The sequence below is a fragment of the Nocardioides sp. NPDC057577 genome, from assembly GCF_042801335.1.
Classification (GTDB): Bacteria; Actinomycetota; Actinomycetes; order Propionibacteriales; family Nocardioidaceae; genus Nocardioides.
The window spans coordinates 1-16,484 of record NZ_JBHVGB010000144.1 but is presented as its reverse complement, the minus strand read 5'-3'; the positions used below and the strand labels follow the sequence as shown (position 1 = coordinate 16,484).

The window sequence follows — 16,484 nt, the reverse complement described above, 5'->3', positions numbered from 1 at the left end:
CAACTCGGCCGACCGGAGTGACGCTTCGGCCGACCGGGGTGACGCCTCGGCTGGGGTCAGTCGCCGAGGCCGCGGGCCTTGAGGGCGTCACCGGTCTCATGGGCGCGGGCGACGACGCGGATGACAAAGGGCGTGAGGTACGCCCTGGGGGACCGGCCGAGGCCGCGGGCCCGGGCGGCGTCGCGGGTCTCGACGCCCAGCGCGAGGGTGCCGGGGAGGGCCTGGATGGCCATCGCGATCGTGAGCGCGACCCGCTCGGGGTCGAGCCCGACGCGGCGGAGCGGGCCGATCCAGCGGACGACGGCGTCGAGGGTCTCGGTCGTCGGTGTGGTCACGGTCAGGGTGAGGGCCAGCAGGGCGAGCGAGACGAGGTCGAGCAGGGACTCCAGCGCCCGGTCGAAGGTGAACAGCCACCACTGGAGCAGTGCGACGAGCACGGCGATGACCAGCACGGCGCGCAGCGCCCGCGCGGTCGCGGACAGGTCGAGCCGGCCGATGAGCGCGAACACGACGGCGACCACGAGGAACCCGACCGCGATGCGCGGCCCGCGCAGCGCCACGATGGCCACGCTGAGCACGGCCAGCCCGAGCAGCTTGGCGCCCACCGGAAGCCGGTGCAGCACGGTGTCGCCCGGGCGGTAGAGCCCGACGGTCATGCTCACGCCTCGACCGTCCTGACGTAGTGCTTGACGGCGGCGTCGGCGTCGCCCTCGTAGCAGACCCGGCCGTCCTCGACGACGAGGACGCGGTCGCAGCGGCGTACGAGGTCGAGGTCGTGGGTGACGAGGACCAGCTGCTGGGGCAGTGAGAAGAGCAGGTCGCCGACCATGCGGGTGTTGCGCAGATCGAGGAGTGTGGTCGGCTCGTCGGTGACCAGCACGTCCGGTGAGGTGGCGAGCACGCCGGCCAGGGCGAGCAGCTGCCGCTGGCCCCCGGACAGGGCATGGACGCTCACCTCGGCACGCTCGGCCAGGCCGAAGCGGGCCAGGGTCTCGAGGGCGAGCTCCCGGCGGCGTACGCGATCCTTCACCGTCCGGCGCAACGACAGCTCGACGTCCTCGACGCAGGTCGGCATCACCAGCTGGGCGGCGGGGTCGGTGAACGTGAACCCGACACGCCGGCGTACGGCGGCGCCCTTGCGGGCCACGTCGAGGCCGCCGACGGAGACGCTCCCCGCGCTGGGTGCGACCAGGCCGTTGATCATCCGAGCGAGGGTCGACTTGCCGGAGCCGTTGCTCCCGACGATCCCGATCCGCTGCTCGGTCAGGGTCAGGGTGGTGGGCTGCAGGATGGTGCGCTCGCCGCCGAGATCCGGGGACTCGACCCGGACCTCGGCGGCCTCGAAGCGGATCTCAGGCACGTCGGGCGAGCAGCTTCGGGAAGGCGCGGTGGACCTGGGAGGCGACGACCGCGGCGACGGCGGCCTTGATCAGGTCGCCGATCCAGTAGGGGGCGTCGAACGCCGCCGCCTCGAGCAGGCTGACGTGGAGCACGATGGCCATCCCGATGATGCCGCCGACGTGGTTGATCACGACGCCGACGACACAGGCGGCGAAGACGAGAAGGGGGTTGGTCCGTCGGGTACGCAGGACGTACTTCACCAGCAGGCCGACGGCGAGCACCATGAGCGGGAAGGACCACAGGTAGCCGCCGGTCACGCCGACGAAGACACCGGGCCCGGCGGCATGGCCGGCGAAGACGGGGAGGCCGGCGACGCCGAGGAGCAGGTAGAGCACCACGGCGGCGGTGCCGCGCAGCGGGCCCAGCAGGGCGCCGGTCAGCAGGAGCGCGAAGCCCTGCAGCGTCAGCGGTACGCCGGCGCCGCCCATCGGGATGGCGGCGAGGTAGGAGCAGACCGCGATCAGGGCCGCGAACGCGGCGATCAGTGCGAGGTCGGTGGTGTCGAGCCGCGACGACCTGGTCGCCGGGGTCTCGTCGGTGGTCGTGGGGGACTCGGTCATACTCGCTCCTGCGTACTCAGACCTGAACCTTGGTCAGGTGAACGGTGTTCAGGTTAAGGTCGACGTACGTCTTCGTCCACTTCGTCCCATCACCCGGCCCCTGGGAGCAACATGCGATACCGCCGTGAGGACGTCGTCGCCCGTGCGCTGCAGGTCCTCGACGACTACGGTCTCGCCGACCTGACGATGCGCCGTCTGGGCGCCGAGCTCGGCGTACGCCCCAGCGCGCTCTACCACCACTTCGCGAACAAGCAGTCCCTGCTGGCCGCGGTGGCCGACGAGATCCTGCTCCGCGGCCGGCACGAGCCGTCGGGAGCCTGGGACGTACGCGTCACCGGCATCTGCACCGATCTGCGCGACTCGCTGCTCGCCTATCGCGACGGCGCCGAGGTCGTCGCCACGGTCTGGGCCTTCGGGCTGGGCGCGACCCAGCCCCACGACGACCTCGTCGCGGCGCTGAGCGACGGCGGTCTGGGCGATCTCGCCCCCGTCGCCGCCCGCACCCTGCTCCACTTCGTCTACGGCCACGCCGTCGACGAGCAGACCCACCTCCAGGCCGCCGCCGCGGGCGCCATCGAGGACGACGTACGCGACACCGACGACTTCGTCACCGGTCTGGGCCTGATCGCTGCCGGGATCTCGATGGCCAAGGTCGTCCGCGAGGCCTCCTCGAACAGCTGACAACCCGCCGCCGAGGCGTCACTCGCGTCGGCCGAGAGGTCGCTGGCGTCGGCCGAGAGGTCACCGGCATGCCGTCTCGGCCGACGGCAGTGACGCTTCGGGCGACCGGGGTGACGCCTCGGCAGGTCAGTCGCCGGCGCTGAGGGCGTCGACCTCCGCGCCGTGCAGCTCGGCGAGCATCACGGCGCCGGCGAGGTCGAGCTTCGTGGCGCGCAGCGACGCCACGGTGAGATCGACGCGGTCGAGATCGGCGCCGCGGAGATCGGCGCTGTGCAGCGTCGTCTCCTGGAGCGTCGCTCCGTCGAGGCGGGTGTCTCGCAGGACCGCGTCGGTGAGGTCGGCCAGGGACAGGTCGGCGTCGCGCAGGTCCAGGCCGGACAGGTCGAGCCGGGCCAGGTTGGCGCCGCGCAGCGAGACCCCGCGCCAGACGCCGCCGCTCACCTTCAGCGGCCGCAGCGTGCAGCCCGAGAACTCGCTCCCGCTGAGCTTGCAGCCCTCGAAGGTCGAGTCGAAGAAGTTCGTACGCCGGAAGTCACAGCCGACGAACGCCGAGCCGACATGGGTGGAGGCGTTGAACCGGCCGCCGTGGAAGGTGCAGTTCTCGAAGAGCGCCGCCGACGTCGTCGCCTCGGTGAGATCGACATCGGTGAAGACGCAGTCGACGAACCGAGCCCCGGTGAGCTCGGCCGCGTACCAGTCCTCGTTGCGGAAGTGCTCGTCGGTCGCCTCGGCGGGTGGGTTTGGCATGGCGCACACCCTGCCACCCGCCACCGACAACCCCGCCACCGACAACTCAGTCGTGCTGGGTGAACCACTCGTCGAGCAGGGGCCAGGTGTTGTCCCGGGCGGCGCGGCCGGTGAGGAGGCCGAGATGGCCGCCGGGGACGATCTCGAAGCGGAGCTCCTCGGCGCCGGTGAGCAGGTCGACCAGCGGCCGGACGGCGGCGACGGGGCCGATACCGTCGTTGGCACCGGCGACGACGAGCGTGGGCTGCTTGACGTCGCGCAGGTAGACGGAGTGGTCGTCGCTGAGGTCGATCTGCCCGCTGAACAGCGCATTCGTTCGGAAGAAGTGGTGATAGAGCTGCCCGAACGTACGCCCCGGGTAGGCGATGATGTTGTCGGTGAACCGGTCGACCGCCTCGAGCTGGGCGAGGAACTCACGGTCGGCCAGGTTGGACAGCTTCGCGACCGGCTTGGTGAACATCTTGTCGACCGAGGAGATCTGGAAAGCCCACCTGACCAGCGGCTTCGGGGCGCCCCCGAAGGCCTGGTAGGCCGTGGTGACCAGGTTGCCCGGCGGCAGGTTGAGCAGCGGCCGCAGCGGCGCGATCAACGGCACCTGACGTACGTCGCAGGGCGAGCCGAGCACCGCCAGCGAGGCGATCGGGAGGTCGGGGGAGTCGGCGGCGGCGAGCATCGTGAAGATCCCGCCCAGCGACCAGCCGACCACGTGCACCGGTCGCCCGCCCGCGTGCTCGGAGACCGACCGGATCGCCTCCGGCACGACGTGCGCGATCCAGTGCTCGATGCCGAGGCTGCGGTCGGCGAAGTTCACCTCGCCGTACTCGACCAGATAGGTCGGCCGGTCCGTCCCCACCAGGTGCTCGACGACCGAGCAGCCGCGCCGCAGGTCGTAGCAGATCGCCGGGGCCGCGAGCGGCGTGACCAGCAGCACCGGGTCGCCCTCGGGAGTCTCGCCCGCCGCCGGCCGGTAGTGGTAGAGCTCGCGCCGGGTGCCGTCGTCGATCAACGTACGCGGCATCGGCCGCAGGTCGGCGAGCCCGCCATAGAGCAGCGAGTGCGCGACGTTCCCCGCCGCGGCGCCGACCGTGGTGGCGATCGAAGCGGCAGCTTTTCGGGGGTGGGGAAGGATGGCCATTGTGGGATCAACGTATCCCGCCGATCGAGGTCACGGCGGGAGCAGCGCACACCGCGTGTGACGTCTGTTACGCAGTGGCTCAGGCGCGCAGATCGAGGGTCCAGGTCTGGCCGACGAGGTCGTGGCCGAAGCTGTGGTGCTTCTCCTCGTCGGAGAGGACGAAGCCGTACGCCTCGTAGATCCGGCGAGCGGAGGCCAGGATGTCGTTGGTCCACAGGGTGACCTGCTGATATCCCGTCGAGCGGGCGAAGTCGAGGCACGCCTCGACCAGGCGCGAGCCCACCCCGTGGCCCCGGGCCGCGGCGGTGACCAGCAGGATCCGCAGCTTGGCGACGCCGGGCTGCTCGCCGGAGACCAAGAGGATGCAGCCGGCGCGCCGGCCGTCGACCTCGGCGATCCAGGCAGCCTCCCTCGCGGGGTCATGGTCGGCGGCGAAGTCGGCCACGATCCGGGCGACCAGCGCCTCGAACTCGGTGGTCCAGCCGAACTGCTCGGCATAGATCTCGCCGTGGGTCATCACCATCCAGCCCAGGTCGCCGGGACGGTCGGCGCGGCGGACGTTCACCCGCGCGCCTCGCTCTGTGTGTGTCATCTTGCCTCCTACTGACACGACTGTTTCAGTAGGAGTTATGCTAGGCCCATGAGCACACCGGAGCCAACTCCTTCGGCCCGCAAGACCGAGCTGCTCGAGGCTGCCTACGCCTATGCCCTCGAGCACGGTCTCGCCGATCTCTCGCTGCGCCCGGTGGCCGCCGCGATCGGCTCGAGCCCGCGCGTGCTGATGTTCCTGTTCGGCAACAAGGACGGGCTGGTCAAGGCGCTGCTGGCCCGCGCGCGATCCGACGAGCTGGCGATGATCGAGCCCCTGAACGGCGCAGCCACCGGCCTGCCCGAGGCGACCAGACACGTCTGGACCTGGCTCGCCGCCGAGGACCACCGCCCGCTCCTACGCCTGTGGGCCGAGGCGTACGCGCGCTCCCTGGTCGAGCCCGACGGCCCCTGGGCCGGCTTCGCCGAGTCGACCGTCAACGACTGGCTCGCCGTCCTCGCCGCCTGCCAGCCGGAGTCCGAGCAGACCACCGAGCACGGCCTCGTCCGCCGCACCCTCGCCCTCGCCACCCTGCGCGGCGCCCTCCTCGACCTGCTCGCCACCGGCGACGTCGAGCGCGTCACCACCGCCGTCGAGCTCCAGGCAGGGATCCTCGGCAGCTCAGCCGAGCTCTGACACGAGCCGTTCGCACTCGGCGATCAGCCGCTCCCGGAGCGGGGCGGCGCGCTCGGCGAAGGCGCGCTGGGCGGCGGCGTACTCCTGCTTCCCTGCGGCGGTCTCGATGCGGATCGGGTCGAGGTCGAGCTCGGCGAGGTCGTAGGGGGCGGCCTTCATGTCCATCGTGCGGATGTCCCAGGCGAGCTCGAAGCAGTCGGCGACGAGGTCGGAGGAGACCAGCGGCGAGAGCCGGAAGGCGTGCTTGTAGAGGTCCATGTTGCCGTGCAGGCACCCCGGCTGCTCGAAGGCAGAGCGGTCGTCCGATCGCGGGGAGAGCGTGTTGAGCGGCAGAGCCGGGGGAGTGAAGAAGCGGTACGCGTCGAAGTGGCTGCAGGCGATGCGGTGGGACTCGACCACGCGGTCGGTGCCGGCGGCACCGAGGCGCAGCGGCCAGTCGGCGTGGCGTACCTGCTCCGGGGTCAGCCGGTAGACCATCGCCCACTCGTGGAGGCCGAAGCAGCCGAAGTTGCCCTCACGACCAGAGGTGGCCCGAAGCAGCTTCAGGAGCGTCTCGATCAACAGGCGCTTGTCGGCGAGGAAGCCGGCCGAGACGGTGCCGTCGGCGTAGCCGCGCAACGACGCGTACTCCGAAGCGTCCGACAGCGTCACCCCGAACCCCGGGTGCCAGCGCAGCAGCTGGGCGGGCCGGTAGGAGTAGTAGGTGAACAGGAAGTCGTTGACCGGGTGCTTGACCCGGGCGCCGCGGCGGGCGAGATGCGGCTCGACGTAGGGCGCCAGACGCGCGCGGTGGGCGTCCGCGCGAGCGGTCCACTCCGAACGCGACAGCACCTCCACGACGTACAAGCCTACGAAGGCAGCGCATAGTGAAGTGAATCGTGGCGACGGGTCCGGATAGGCTCAGCACGTGCGCATCGCCAGATTCACGACCAAGGGTGGCGAGCCCCAGTTCGGCGTCGTCATGGGGGACCTCGACGGCTACGGCCAGCTCAGCGAGGACGCGACCGTCGTCGCGCTCCAGGGCGACCCGCTGTTCTCCGGGGTCAACATCACCGACCAGGTCCACAAGTTCGAAGACGTCAAGCTGCTCGCGCCGGTGATCCCGCGCAGCAAGGTGGTCGCGGTCGCCCGCAACTACGCCAAGCACGCGGCCGAGCTCGGCAACGAGGTTCCGGCCGAGCCGCTCTTCTTCATCAAGCCCAACACCGCGGTCTGCGGCCCCGGCGACACGATCCAGCGACCGAGCAACGTCGAGGACCTCCACTTCGAGGGCGAGCTCGCGATCGTGATCGGCCGGATCTGCCGCGACGTCCCGGAGGCGAAGGTGAAGGACGTCATCTACGGGATGACGGTCGCCAACGACGTCACCGCGCGCGACGTCCAGCGGCGGCTCAAGCACTTCTCCCAGGCGAAGGGCTACGACACCTTCTGCCCGCTCGGTCCCTGGATCGAGACCGACGTCGAGCCGGAGCAGCTCGCCGCCGGCGTACGTATCCAGACCTTCCTCAACGGGGATGTCGTCCAGGACGGGTCCACGAAGGACCTCGTCCACGACATCCCGAAGCTGATCGCCCACATCAGCAGCGTCATGACGCTGCTGCCGGGCGATGTGATCCTCACCGGCACCCCCGAGGGTGTCGGCCCCATGGAGCCCGGCGACGAGATCGAGATCTTCGTCGAGGGGCTCGGAGCTCTGACGAACAAGGTGGCACAGCGTTGACTGGCAATGATTTGACCGGGACCCTCGACCCGAAGAACTACCGCGTCCGGATGGCGCCCAGCCCGACCGGCTCACCCCACGTGGGTCTGGTCCGGACCGCCCTGTTCAACTGGGCCTTCGCGCGCCACCACGGTGGCACCTTCGTCTTCCGCATCGAGGACACCGACAAGGCCCGCAACACCCAGGAGTCCTACGACGGGCTCATCGACCTGATGCGCTGGCTCGGTCTCGACTGGGACGAGGGCGTCGAGGTCGGCGGGCCCTACGGCCCCTACCGCCAGTCGGAGCGCTCGGAGATCTACGCCGACGCGCTCGGTCGTCTGCGCGCCTCCTCCCATGTCTACGAGTGCTACTGCACCGGCGAGGAGACCACCGCCCGCTACGAGCAGCGCCTGGCCGCCTACAAGGCCGCGAAGGCCGAGGGGATCAAGGGCGAGGCGCCGGCGCAGGGGTACGACAACCACTGCCGTGACCTGAGCGAGGACCAGATCAAGGCGTACGAGGCCGAGGGCCGTTCCTCGGTCCCGCGGTTCCGCATGCCCAAGGGCTCGATCACCTTCGACGACCTCGTCCGCGGCGAGGTGACCTTCGAGACCAAGCACGTCCCCGACTACGCGCTCGCGCGTGCCAACGGAGACCCGCTCTACACGCTCACGGCGCCGGTCGACGACGCCACCATGAACATCACCCACGTCTTCCGCGGCGAGGACCTGCTCTCCTCGACCCCTCGGCAGATCGCGCTCTTCGACGCGTTCGTCGAGGTCGGCCTGGCCGAGCGTGCTCCCGCGTTCGGCCACCTGCCCTACGTCATGGGCCAGGGCAACAAGAAGCTCTCCAAGCGCGACCCGGAGGCGCACGCGCTGAAGTACCGCGAGGAGGGGTTCCTGCCCGAGGGGCTGCTCAACTACGTGGCGCTGCTCGGCTGGGCGATCGCGGCCGACCGCGACATCTTCACCATGGAGGAGATGGTCGAGGCCTTCGAGATCCACGACGTGGTCAAGAACCCGGCCCGCTTCGACGTCAAGAAGGCGGAGGCGATCAACGCCTCCCACATGCGGCTGCTGCCGGTCGAGGAGATCACCCACCGGGTGATTCCCTACCTCAAGGCCGACGGCGTCATCGGCGACCCGGTGCACGACGCCGACGCGCAGATGCTCGAGGCCGCGATGCCGCTGGTCGCCGAGCGGATCAACAAGCTCGGCGAGGCCTCCGACATGCTGCGCTTCCTCTTCGTACCGGAGGCAGACTTCGCGCTCGACGAGGAGGACGCCGCCAAGCTGCTCGACGAGGAGGGCCTGGGCGTCGTCCGGGCTTCGCGCGACGCGCTCGTGGGTCTCCACACATGGTCGACGGCCGAGATCCAGGACGCGCTGACCGCGGCCCTGATCGATGGTCTCGGGCTCAAGCCGCGCAAGGCGTACGGCCCGGTGCGGGTCGCGGTGACGGGCAAGCGGATCAGCCCGCCACTGTTCGAATCCATCGAGCTGCTCGGTCGGGAGCGTACGCTGGGCCGCCTGAAGGCGGTTCTCGGGAAGGGCTGAACGTGGCAGGACGGGCAGGATGAGCACGGTCATGGAGCCGCCCTCGGGACTGGCGTACTACCAGGTGCAGCGCAGCGGGCGCAGCGGCTGGGGGCGACCTCTGATCGGACTCATCCTGATCGGACTGTGTGTCTTCTTCGTCTCGCCGGCGGTGGTGCTTGTCGGGTTCGAGCTCTTCTTCAGGCTCACCGGCAACGACGTAGCCACCGCGATGCCAGCGGTCGCCGACGTTGAGGTCGTCACCCCGGAGTCGCTGGCGTTCCTGCTGTTGTCGTTGGCCGGGGCGATCCCGGCGGCGATGCTCCTGTGCTGGGCGCTGCACGGTCTGCGGCCGGGCTGGCTGGCCTCGGTCGAGCGACGGATCCGCTGGTCGTGGCTGCTGCAGTGTCTCGGGATCGCCGCGATCACCATGGTGGTCACCGTCATCGTCGCCTCCCGGCTGCCGATCCCGGGCGACGACCTCGGCCCCAGCACGCTCAACCCCTACACGAGCACCATGCGCGACTTCGTGCTCGTGATCGTGCTCCTCACCCCGCTGCAGGCGGCGGGGGAGGAATACCTCTTTCGCGGCTACATCTTCCAGACCTTCGGGTCGCTCTTCGGCGGGATGGCGGGCGCCCGGACCGTCTCGGTGACGATCACCGCGCTCCTGTTCGCCTTCGCCCACGGCTCCCAGGACCTGCCGCTGTTCCTGGACCGGTTCGCCTTCGGCATCGTCGCCGGCATCTGTGTCATCGCCACCGGGGGCATCGAGGCGGGCATCGCGATGCATGTCCTCAACAACTTCGTCAGCCTCGGCATGGCGGTGGCCTTCGGCGACATCTCGACGGTGCTCAACACCACCGAAGGGTCGTGGTGGCGGATCCCGGTCACCCTGGTCCAGTCAGGCGTCTTCCTGGCGCTCACCGTGTGGGCTGCGCGGTCGGTGGGTCTCTCGACCACGACGAAGAGCACGTGAAGTGGGCCGAAGGGCGTGCCGATTTCGTCGCCCGGGGGCCTCGCCGGTAATGTTCACTCTCGGTTCGAGGGAGAAATCCTGAGGGCCGAATCGTCCTTGTGAAGCTAAGTCGAGCAAGGCGATGGGCTATGGTGTAATTGGCAACACGACTGGTTCTGGTCCAGTTATTCTAGGTTCGAGTCCTAGTAGCCCAGCGGATCCTCTCCGGAGGATTTGGGAGTCACCGAAGCGGTTCGCTAAGGTTTCACCCGCTGCAAGCCCCCGTCGTCTAGCGGCCTAGGACGTCGCCCTCTCACGGCGGTAACGCCGGTTCAAATCCGGTCGGGGGTACCACGCAGGAAGAGCCCCGAGTCACTGACTCGGGGCTCTTCGCACTCCTGCTCTGAGGCTACGAGCAGGATTCGGTGCTGGGCGCCGGGCTGCTGGTGGCGGCTCTGCTGCTCCTCTGCGGTGCCAGGTTCGGGGTCGTGGCGCGCAGGCGCCGCGGCGAGCACTGACGCATCCGCAGCGAAACTCCTCGCGTGGGGGCTGCGCCGGGTCCGATGGGTGCGGAAGCCGACGGTGCGGTGGTCAGGGCGACTCGGGCTCGTGCCCGGCGAGGGCGGCATCCGTCGCCGGGCGCCGGGTCGTGCGCCGCCACAGCCCGATGGCCACCAGCCCCGCGAGCGCCGGGACGCCCAGGGTGTAGACCCGCCAGATGACGAGGGCCGCGAGCGCCGGGGCCTCCACGGCATGTCCGCCGCTCTGGACCAGTGCGGCGATGATGAGTGAGTCGACGATCGCGATGCCGCTGAAGGGCAGGATCGTCAGTGGAAACGCGAAGCTGTAGGCGATGGCGATGTCGACGACCCCGACCTCGGCGGCGGACACGCCCACGAACCGCAGGCAGGACACCACGATGACCAGGTCGGCCAGCACCATTGCGACGACCCCGACCAGCGACCGCGGGAAGCCGTAGCGGACGCGAGCGGAGATGTGGCCCCGGAAGTCGATGCAGCTCTGCGCCCAGCGTTCGGGGTCGACGCTGTGCCGAATCCTGCCGACGATCCGGCCGGCGTGGATCCCAAAAGCGCGCGCGAGCGCATCGCTGTGGAGCACGACCACCACACATGCAGCAATCGCGGCGGAGATCAGCAGGCTGAGCAGGTCGGCCCAGCGATAGGAGAAGTCGCCGCCGATCATCACGAGCATGATGAAGCCGACCAGCGGCAGCGCGAACCGCACCATCATCACGGTCACGGTGTTCATGGTCGCGCCCGCCAGACCGCGGGCCGCCGAGACCCCCCACGAGGTGAACATCGCCACCCGCATCGCATAGTCGGCAGGTGCCGGGGCAATCGTCGCCATCAGAATGGCGCCGAGATCGTTCTGCGTCGCGCGACCCAGCGACACGTTCTCGATGTAGAAATGCAGCGGGCTGGCCTTGAGCAGCTGGCGTGCGGCAACCATCATCAGCAGGATCAGTGGCTGCCACCAAGTCAGATGGCTCAATCCGTCCCAGACCGCGGGCCAGTCGACTTTGCCGACCCTGTCGATGATCACGACCGCGATCACGACGGCGGCGACGAGTATCAAGAGCCGCGTCCAGCGTCGTCTTGACCTCGAGCTGAGCGTCGGCATGCTGGCCACATTACGGTCGTCGCTGTCGAAGGGCTAGCAGGTCAGGTGGCCCTTCGCGCCGGAGATCATCGGCCGCACGCTAGAGATCGAGCTGCATCCAGGTGACGTCATGCCAGGCGTCGAACTTCCACCCGATCCGGCGGTACGTCCCGACCTCGGTGAACCCGAAGGAGCGATGGATCCCGATGCTGGCATCGTTCGGGATCGCGATCCCGGCCAGCGCCCGGTGGTAGCCGCGCTCTTTCAGGACCGGGAAGAGGGCCGCGTACAGGGCCTTGCCGGCGCCGTTTCCGCGCCGGTCCTGGTCGAGATAGATGCTCACGTCGCAGGCCCAGCGGTAGGCGGCGCGGGTGCGGTGCTGGGTGGCGTACGCGTAGCCGAGGACCTGCGGGCCGGTTTCGCCCTCGATCTCCAGGACGAGCCAGGCGTGCTCCTTCTGGGCCGCCCTGATGCGGTCGGCCATCTCCTCGGTCGACGGCGGTTCGGTCTCGAAGGAGATGACGGTGTCGCGGACGTACGGCTCATAGATCGCCGCGCAGGCGGCCGCGTCCGCGGGCGTCGCGTGGCGAATGGTCCAGGCAGAAGGCATGTCTCCTATAGTAGTCGCGTGGCTGACGATAGTGACAAGTTCGGTGAGGCCCTGGCGTCCAACATCAGGTCGGCGCGGGAGTCGCTCGGGATGACCGTCGCGGGCCTCGCGGAGGCGTCCGGGGTCTCCCGAGCGATGATCTCGAAGATCGAGCGGGGCGAGGCACAGCCGACCGCGGTCCTGCTCACCCGCCTCTCCGGGGCGCTGGAGCTGACCCTGTCCGAGCTGATCGCGAGGGCCGAGGGGGATGCCGTGCGCGTGGCCCGGCGCTCGGAGCAGACCGAGTGGACGGATCCCGAGACCGGCTACGTACGCCGCGCTGTCTCACCGCCCGCGCGCGGGATCCTGGAGCTGGTCGAGGTGGAGTTCCCGGCCGGTGCGTCGGTGGCGTCGCCCGCCTCGGCGTACCACTTCAAGGAGCAGCAGATCTGGGTTCTCTCGGGGCATCTGCGGTTCGTCGAGGGTGACCTCGTCCACGAGCTCGACGCGGGTGACTGCCTGCAGCTGGGGCCGCCTGCCGACTGCGTCTTCGTCAACCCGACCGACGCGCCCTGCCGCTACCTGGTCGTGATCGGCAAGCGGCGCGGCTGAGTCACACCGGGTTTCCCCTGCTCCAGACCTTGTGGGTGAGGGGAACCCCGGGGCGGTAGGCCAGGTGCTTGGCGGTGGGGGCATCGAGCGCCTGCAGATCGGCGCGGCCACCCTCGCTGATCCGTCCCGTCGAGTCGTCGAGGCCGAGCGCCGTGGCGCCGCCGACCGTCGCCGCCCACAGGGCCTCCTCGAAGGTCAGGCGCTGCTGGAGGACGGCGGTGGCGACGCAGAACCCCATCGAGGTCGTGAACGACGAGCCGGGGTTGCAGTTGGAGGCGATCGCGATCGTGGCGCCGGCATCGACCAGGTCGCGAGCGGGCGGGAACGGCTCGCGGGTGGAGAGGTCGCAGGCGGGCAGGATGGTGGCGACCGTGTCGGAGCCGGCGAGCGCCTCGACGTCCTTCGCGCTCAGGTGGTTGCAGTGGTCGACGCTCCGCGCGCCCAGCTCGACGGCCAGCTGGACCCCGCCGGACTCACCGAGCTGGTTGCCGTGGACCTTGAGCCCGAGCCCGGCATCACGGCCGGCCCGGAGGATCTCGCGGGACTCCTCCACGTCGAACGCGCCCGTCTCGCAGAAGACGTCGATGAAGGTCGCATGGGGGGCGACGGCTGCCAGCATCGGGCCGGTCACGAGGTCGATGTAGGCGCGGCGGTCGGCGCCCGCGGGCACGACGTGAGCGCCGAGGTAGGTGACCACCTCGGCGTGCTCGGCGCTGACCCTGGCCAGGCGATGCTCGGTCTCGACGTCGAGGCCGTAGCCGGTCTTGGCCTCGATCGTCGTCGTGCCGCCGCGGAACGCCTCACCCCGCAGCCTGCGCGCCCGAGCCTGGAGGTCGTCGTCGGTGGCGGCGCGGGTGGCGTCGACCGTACGCATGATCCCGCCGGCTTCGTAGGGCCGGCCGGCCATCCGGTCGACGAACTCCTCGGCCCGGTCGCCCATCGAGACCAGGTGGGTGTGGGAGTCGACCCAGCCCGGGAGCACCGCGCGGCCCTCGAGGTCCTCGCGGGTGTCGGCGGCGGGAGCCCGGTCGGCGGGGCCGATCCAGGCGACGCGGCCGTCCTCGATCACCAGCGCCGCATCCTGGAGGGTGCCGTGCTCGTCGGTGTGGGTGGTCAGCTCGCCGATGTTCGTCAGCAGCAGGCTCATCTGAGCTCCTTCAGCGCTTCGGTCAGCAGGAACGCCGGGTCACGGCCGTCGGCCAGGCGGCCGCCCTCGGCCACGACGCGCCCGCCGACGACGACCGTGGTCACGTCGGTGGCGGTGGCCACCAGGGCGAGCTGGTCGAGGGCGGCTCCGGTGGTGCGTACGGAATCGGGGTCGAGCTCGACCAGGTCGGCGCAGGCCCCGACCCGGAGGCCGCCGGGGATGCCGGAGGCGGCGTAGCCGGCGCTCGTGCGGGCGGTTTCGAGGTCGCCGGGTGAGAAACGTCCGCGCTGCCGGCTGCGGAGCCGTTCGCCAGCCTCCAGACCGCGCACCTCGAGCCACGGGTCGATGACGGCGTTCTGGTCGGAGCCGAGCGCGATCCGCACTCCTGCCTCGGCGAGCTCGCGCGCGGGGCCGATGCCGTCACCGAGGTCGGCCTCGGTGGTCGGGCACATCACCACGCCCGCACCGGATCCGGCGATCAGCGCCATGTCGTCGTCGGTCAGGTGGGTCGCGTGGACCAGCCAGGTGCGCGGCGAGAGGGCGCCGGCGTCGGCGAGGACCTGGGTGGGCGTCCGGCCGTAGCTCGCCAGTGACTGCTCGTTCTCCGCGGGCTGCTCGGAGAGATGGACATGGAGGGGCGCATCGGCGGGCAGTCTCTCGGCGACGAACGCGATGTCGTCGGGAGAGACGGCGCGGACGGAGTGGATGGCCGCGCCGACGGTCTGCTCCGTCTCGTGGAGCCGGTGCCAGCGCTCGAGCCAGGCCTCGGCGGTGCCGTCGCCGAAGCGTCGCTGCTCCGGCAGAAGCTGCTTGCCCGGCCCGCTGGTCAGGTAGAGGGTGTCGAGGAGCGTCAGCCGGATGCCGACGCTGTCGGCCGCCCTGGCGAGCGCGAGGCCGAACGCGTTGGGGTCCTCGTAGGGCGTCCCGTCGGGGCGGTGGTGGACGTAGTGGAACTCCGCGACGGTGGTCCAGCCGGTCACCAGCATCTCGGCGAAGACCGCCTCGGCCAGGCGTTCGTAGGAGTCGGGGGTGAGGCGGTCGGCGACGGCGTACATCTGCTCGCGCCAGCGCCAGAAGTCACCTCCTTGGTCGTGCGTCCTGCCGCGCAGGGCGCGGTGGAACGCGTGGGAGTGGGCGTTGCCGGAGCCGGCGAGCACGGTGCCGAGACGGAGGTCGGCGGGCTCGGTGCTCCCGCCCCGGGTGATCGCGGTGATGCGGCCCTCGGCCACCTCGATCACGACGCCGGTGAGCTCGCGGCCCTCGACCAGAGCCCGCTCGGCATGGATCCGGGTCATCCGCGGGGCTCGCTCGCCAGCAGTCGGACGATCTCGGTCAGCGCCTTCGCCCCGGCGCGGCAGTCCTCGTCGGTGGCGGTCTCGTAGGGGGAGTGGGAGACGCCGGTGGGGTTGCGGGTGAAGAGCATCGCGGTGGGGACCTCAGCGGCGAGGATGCCGGCGTCGTGGCCGGCGCCGGTGGCGAGCACGGGGACCCCGCCCAGCGCACCGACGAGGCGTTGTTGCAGGTCAGGGTCGAAGTTGACGGTGGAGACGTAGGATTCCTCGGTCACCTCCAGGGTGCAACCGTGCTCCTGCGCGGCCGCGTGGGACGCGCTCAGGATCTCCTCGAGGAGGGCTCGGGTCTGCGGGTCGGTGTCGCCGCGTACGTCGAGCCAGGCATCCACTCGGGAGGCGATGACGTTGGTGCCGCCCGGGATCGGAACGAGGCGGCCGATCGTGGCCCGGGCGGAGTCGGCACCGTCGTGGGCCGACGCGATGCGCTGGGCCGCCAGGACCGCGGCGGCCATCGCGGCGACCGGGTCGCGACGGTCCCGCATCCGGGTCGCCCCGGCGTGGTTGCCCTCGCCGGAGAAGACCAGCCTCCAGCGCCCGTGGGCCAGGATCGAGGAGGCCACCGCGACCGGCGCCTCGAGATCGGCGAGACCGATGCCCTGCTCGACGTGGAGCTCGACGAAGGCCGCCAGGCTCGCCAGCCGCTCCTCGTCACGGCCGAGCCCGGCCGGGTCGATCCTGTCGGCCCGGCAGGCCTCGGCGTACGTCACCCCGGCCTCGTCGACCAGCGCGGCGACCTTCGCGCCGGGGAGCGCTCCGGTCATCAGCTTCGACCCGAGACACGCGATGCCGAACCGGGATCCCTCCTCCTCGCCGAACGCGGCGACCGTCACCGGCCGAGCCGGCATGAAGCCCTCCTCCATCAGCGCCGAGACGGCGGCGAGGGAGGAGGCGACGCCGAGCGGGCCGTCGTAGGCGCCCCCGCCCGGCACCGAGTCGAGGTGGGACCCGATCGCGATCGTCCCGTCCCCGCGCGGACCCCAGTGGGCCCAGATGTTGCCGTTGCGGTCGGTCTCGACCTCGAGCCCGAGGCCTGCGGAGGTACGCCGGAACCACTCGCGCAGCTCCAGCTCGGCCGGCTCGTAGACATGCCGGGAGTAGCCACCACGCACCGGGTCACGCCCGATGTCAGCGATCTCGGTGAGCAGGGTGACGACGTCGAGTGTCATTCAGGTCCTTGGTTCAGGTCGTTTCGCGGAGGCTGATGTGTTGGTCTCGAC

18 protein-coding genes and 2 tRNA genes are annotated in these 16,484 nt (G+C 70.4%); 8 read left to right on the top strand and 12 right to left on the bottom strand.

Annotated features, from left to right (window positions below):
• Nucleotides 1-56: 56 nt before the first annotated feature.
• From ACFU7D_RS22630 to ACFU7D_RS22620, 3 genes are read right to left on the bottom strand one after another with little or no spacing between them, the layout of a single operon-like run.
• Nucleotides 57-656: an energy-coupling factor transporter transmembrane component T family protein gene (locus tag ACFU7D_RS22630; protein ID WP_378871455.1), complete on the bottom strand. Its 600-nt coding sequence runs from the start codon at nucleotides 654-656 to the stop codon at nucleotides 57-59.
• A 2-nt stretch (nucleotides 657-658) separates the two neighbouring features.
• Nucleotides 659-1,360 (bottom strand): energy-coupling factor ABC transporter ATP-binding protein, encoded by a 702-nt coding sequence (locus ACFU7D_RS22625; RefSeq protein ID WP_378871449.1) that lies wholly within the window; start codon nucleotides 1,358-1,360, stop codon nucleotides 659-661.
• A complete protein-coding gene (locus ACFU7D_RS22620) occupies nucleotides 1,353-1,961 on the bottom strand; it encodes a biotin transporter BioY (RefSeq protein ID WP_378871447.1) in 609 nt (202 codons plus the stop codon). The genes ACFU7D_RS22625 and ACFU7D_RS22620 overlap by 8 nt, the downstream gene beginning before the upstream one ends.
• 111 nt (nucleotides 1,962-2,072) lie before the next feature.
• Between ACFU7D_RS22620 and ACFU7D_RS22615 the strand changes: the two genes are divergently transcribed.
• Nucleotides 2,073-2,642: a TetR/AcrR family transcriptional regulator C-terminal domain-containing protein gene (locus tag ACFU7D_RS22615; protein WP_378871445.1), complete on the top strand. Its 570-nt coding sequence runs from the start codon at nucleotides 2,073-2,075 to the stop codon at nucleotides 2,640-2,642.
• 126 nt (nucleotides 2,643-2,768) lie between these two features.
• On the opposite strand, the gene ACFU7D_RS22610 is transcribed toward ACFU7D_RS22615, so the two are convergent.
• The 3 genes from ACFU7D_RS22610 to ACFU7D_RS22600 form a co-directional block, all read right to left on the bottom strand.
• The gene (locus ACFU7D_RS22610) at nucleotides 2,769-3,389 is read right to left on the bottom strand and encodes a pentapeptide repeat-containing protein (RefSeq protein ID WP_378871442.1); all 621 of its coding nucleotides are present in this window, start codon (nucleotides 3,387-3,389) and stop codon (nucleotides 2,769-2,771) included.
• Between the two features lie 46 nt (nucleotides 3,390-3,435).
• Entirely contained in the window at nucleotides 3,436-4,524 is a 1,089-nt protein-coding gene (locus ACFU7D_RS22605) for an alpha/beta fold hydrolase (RefSeq protein WP_378871440.1), read from the bottom strand.
• A 79-nt stretch (nucleotides 4,525-4,603) separates the two neighbouring features.
• On the bottom strand, nucleotides 4,604-5,116 hold the full coding sequence (locus ACFU7D_RS22600; RefSeq protein WP_378871438.1) for a GNAT family N-acetyltransferase: 513 nt from the start codon (nucleotides 5,114-5,116) through the stop codon (nucleotides 4,604-4,606).
• Nucleotides 5,117-5,164: 48 nt separating this feature from the next.
• Between ACFU7D_RS22600 and ACFU7D_RS22595 the strand changes: the two genes are divergently transcribed.
• Entirely contained in the window at nucleotides 5,165-5,749 is a 585-nt protein-coding gene (locus tag ACFU7D_RS22595; protein WP_378871436.1) for a TetR/AcrR family transcriptional regulator, read from the top strand.
• Here ACFU7D_RS22595 and ACFU7D_RS22590 read toward each other — a convergent pair.
• Nucleotides 5,735-6,595 carry a 3-methyladenine DNA glycosylase gene (locus tag ACFU7D_RS22590; RefSeq protein WP_378871434.1) on the bottom strand — a complete coding sequence of 287 codons (861 nt, stop codon included), beginning with the start codon at nucleotides 6,593-6,595 and terminating at the stop codon, nucleotides 5,735-5,737. The two genes, ACFU7D_RS22595 and ACFU7D_RS22590, sit on opposite strands and share 15 nt — an antisense overlap.
• A gap of 61 nt (nucleotides 6,596-6,656) precedes the next feature.
• Here ACFU7D_RS22590 and ACFU7D_RS22585 point away from each other — a divergent pair, with 61 nt between their 5' ends.
• The 5 genes from ACFU7D_RS22585 to ACFU7D_RS22565 all read left to right on the top strand — a co-directional run bounded on the left by ACFU7D_RS22585 (nucleotide 6,657) and on the right by ACFU7D_RS22565 (nucleotide 10,301).
• Entirely contained in the window at nucleotides 6,657-7,469 is an 813-nt protein-coding gene (locus tag ACFU7D_RS22585) for a fumarylacetoacetate hydrolase family protein (RefSeq protein ID WP_378871432.1), read from the top strand.
• Nucleotides 7,470-7,519: 50 nt separating this feature from the next.
• Nucleotides 7,520-9,010 carry a glutamate--tRNA ligase gene (gltX, locus tag ACFU7D_RS22580; protein WP_378871452.1) on the top strand — a complete coding sequence of 497 codons (1,491 nt, stop codon included), beginning with the start codon at nucleotides 7,520-7,522 and terminating at the stop codon, nucleotides 9,008-9,010.
• A gap of 19 nt (nucleotides 9,011-9,029) precedes the next feature.
• Nucleotides 9,030-9,968 (top strand): CPBP family intramembrane glutamic endopeptidase, encoded by a 939-nt coding sequence (locus ACFU7D_RS22575; protein ID WP_378871429.1) that lies wholly within the window; start codon nucleotides 9,030-9,032, stop codon nucleotides 9,966-9,968.
• A gap of 122 nt (nucleotides 9,969-10,090) precedes the next feature.
• A tRNA-Gln gene (locus ACFU7D_RS22570) sits at nucleotides 10,091-10,162 on the top strand.
• Between the two features lie 63 nt (nucleotides 10,163-10,225).
• Nucleotides 10,226-10,301, top strand: a tRNA-Glu gene (locus ACFU7D_RS22565).
• A gap of 237 nt (nucleotides 10,302-10,538) precedes the next feature.
• Here ACFU7D_RS22565 and ACFU7D_RS22560 read toward each other — a convergent pair.
• Together ACFU7D_RS22560 and ACFU7D_RS22555 are read right to left on the bottom strand one after the other, a co-directional pair.
• Entirely contained in the window at nucleotides 10,539-11,588 is a 1,050-nt protein-coding gene (locus tag ACFU7D_RS22560; RefSeq protein ID WP_378871426.1) for a lysylphosphatidylglycerol synthase domain-containing protein, read from the bottom strand.
• A 79-nt stretch (nucleotides 11,589-11,667) separates the two neighbouring features.
• Nucleotides 11,668-12,177: an arsinothricin resistance N-acetyltransferase ArsN1 family B gene (locus tag ACFU7D_RS22555; RefSeq protein WP_378871423.1), complete on the bottom strand. Its 510-nt coding sequence runs from the start codon at nucleotides 12,175-12,177 to the stop codon at nucleotides 11,668-11,670.
• 18 nt (nucleotides 12,178-12,195) lie between these two features.
• On the opposite strand from ACFU7D_RS22555, the gene ACFU7D_RS22550 reads away from it, so the two are divergent.
• On the top strand, nucleotides 12,196-12,768 hold the full coding sequence (locus ACFU7D_RS22550) for a helix-turn-helix domain-containing protein (RefSeq protein WP_378871420.1): 573 nt from the start codon (nucleotides 12,196-12,198) through the stop codon (nucleotides 12,766-12,768).
• Between the two features lies 1 nt (nucleotide 12,769).
• Here ACFU7D_RS22550 and hutI read toward each other — a convergent pair whose 3' ends face one another.
• The 3 genes from hutI to ACFU7D_RS22535 are packed head-to-tail and all read right to left on the bottom strand — an operon-like array spanning nucleotide 12,770 to nucleotide 16,433.
• Nucleotides 12,770-13,915 (bottom strand): imidazolonepropionase, encoded by a 1,146-nt coding sequence (hutI, locus tag ACFU7D_RS22545; protein WP_378871417.1) that lies wholly within the window; start codon nucleotides 13,913-13,915, stop codon nucleotides 12,770-12,772.
• Nucleotides 13,912-15,210: a formimidoylglutamate deiminase gene (locus tag ACFU7D_RS22540; RefSeq protein WP_378871414.1), complete on the bottom strand. Its 1,299-nt coding sequence runs from the start codon at nucleotides 15,208-15,210 to the stop codon at nucleotides 13,912-13,914. Before ACFU7D_RS22540 ends, hutI begins: the two co-directional genes overlap by 4 nt.
• The gene (locus ACFU7D_RS22535) at nucleotides 15,207-16,433 is read right to left on the bottom strand and encodes an allantoate amidohydrolase (protein WP_378871412.1); all 1,227 of its coding nucleotides are present in this window, start codon (nucleotides 16,431-16,433) and stop codon (nucleotides 15,207-15,209) included. The genes ACFU7D_RS22540 and ACFU7D_RS22535 overlap by 4 nt, the downstream gene beginning before the upstream one ends.
• Between the last annotated feature and the right edge of the window lie 51 nt (nucleotides 16,434-16,484).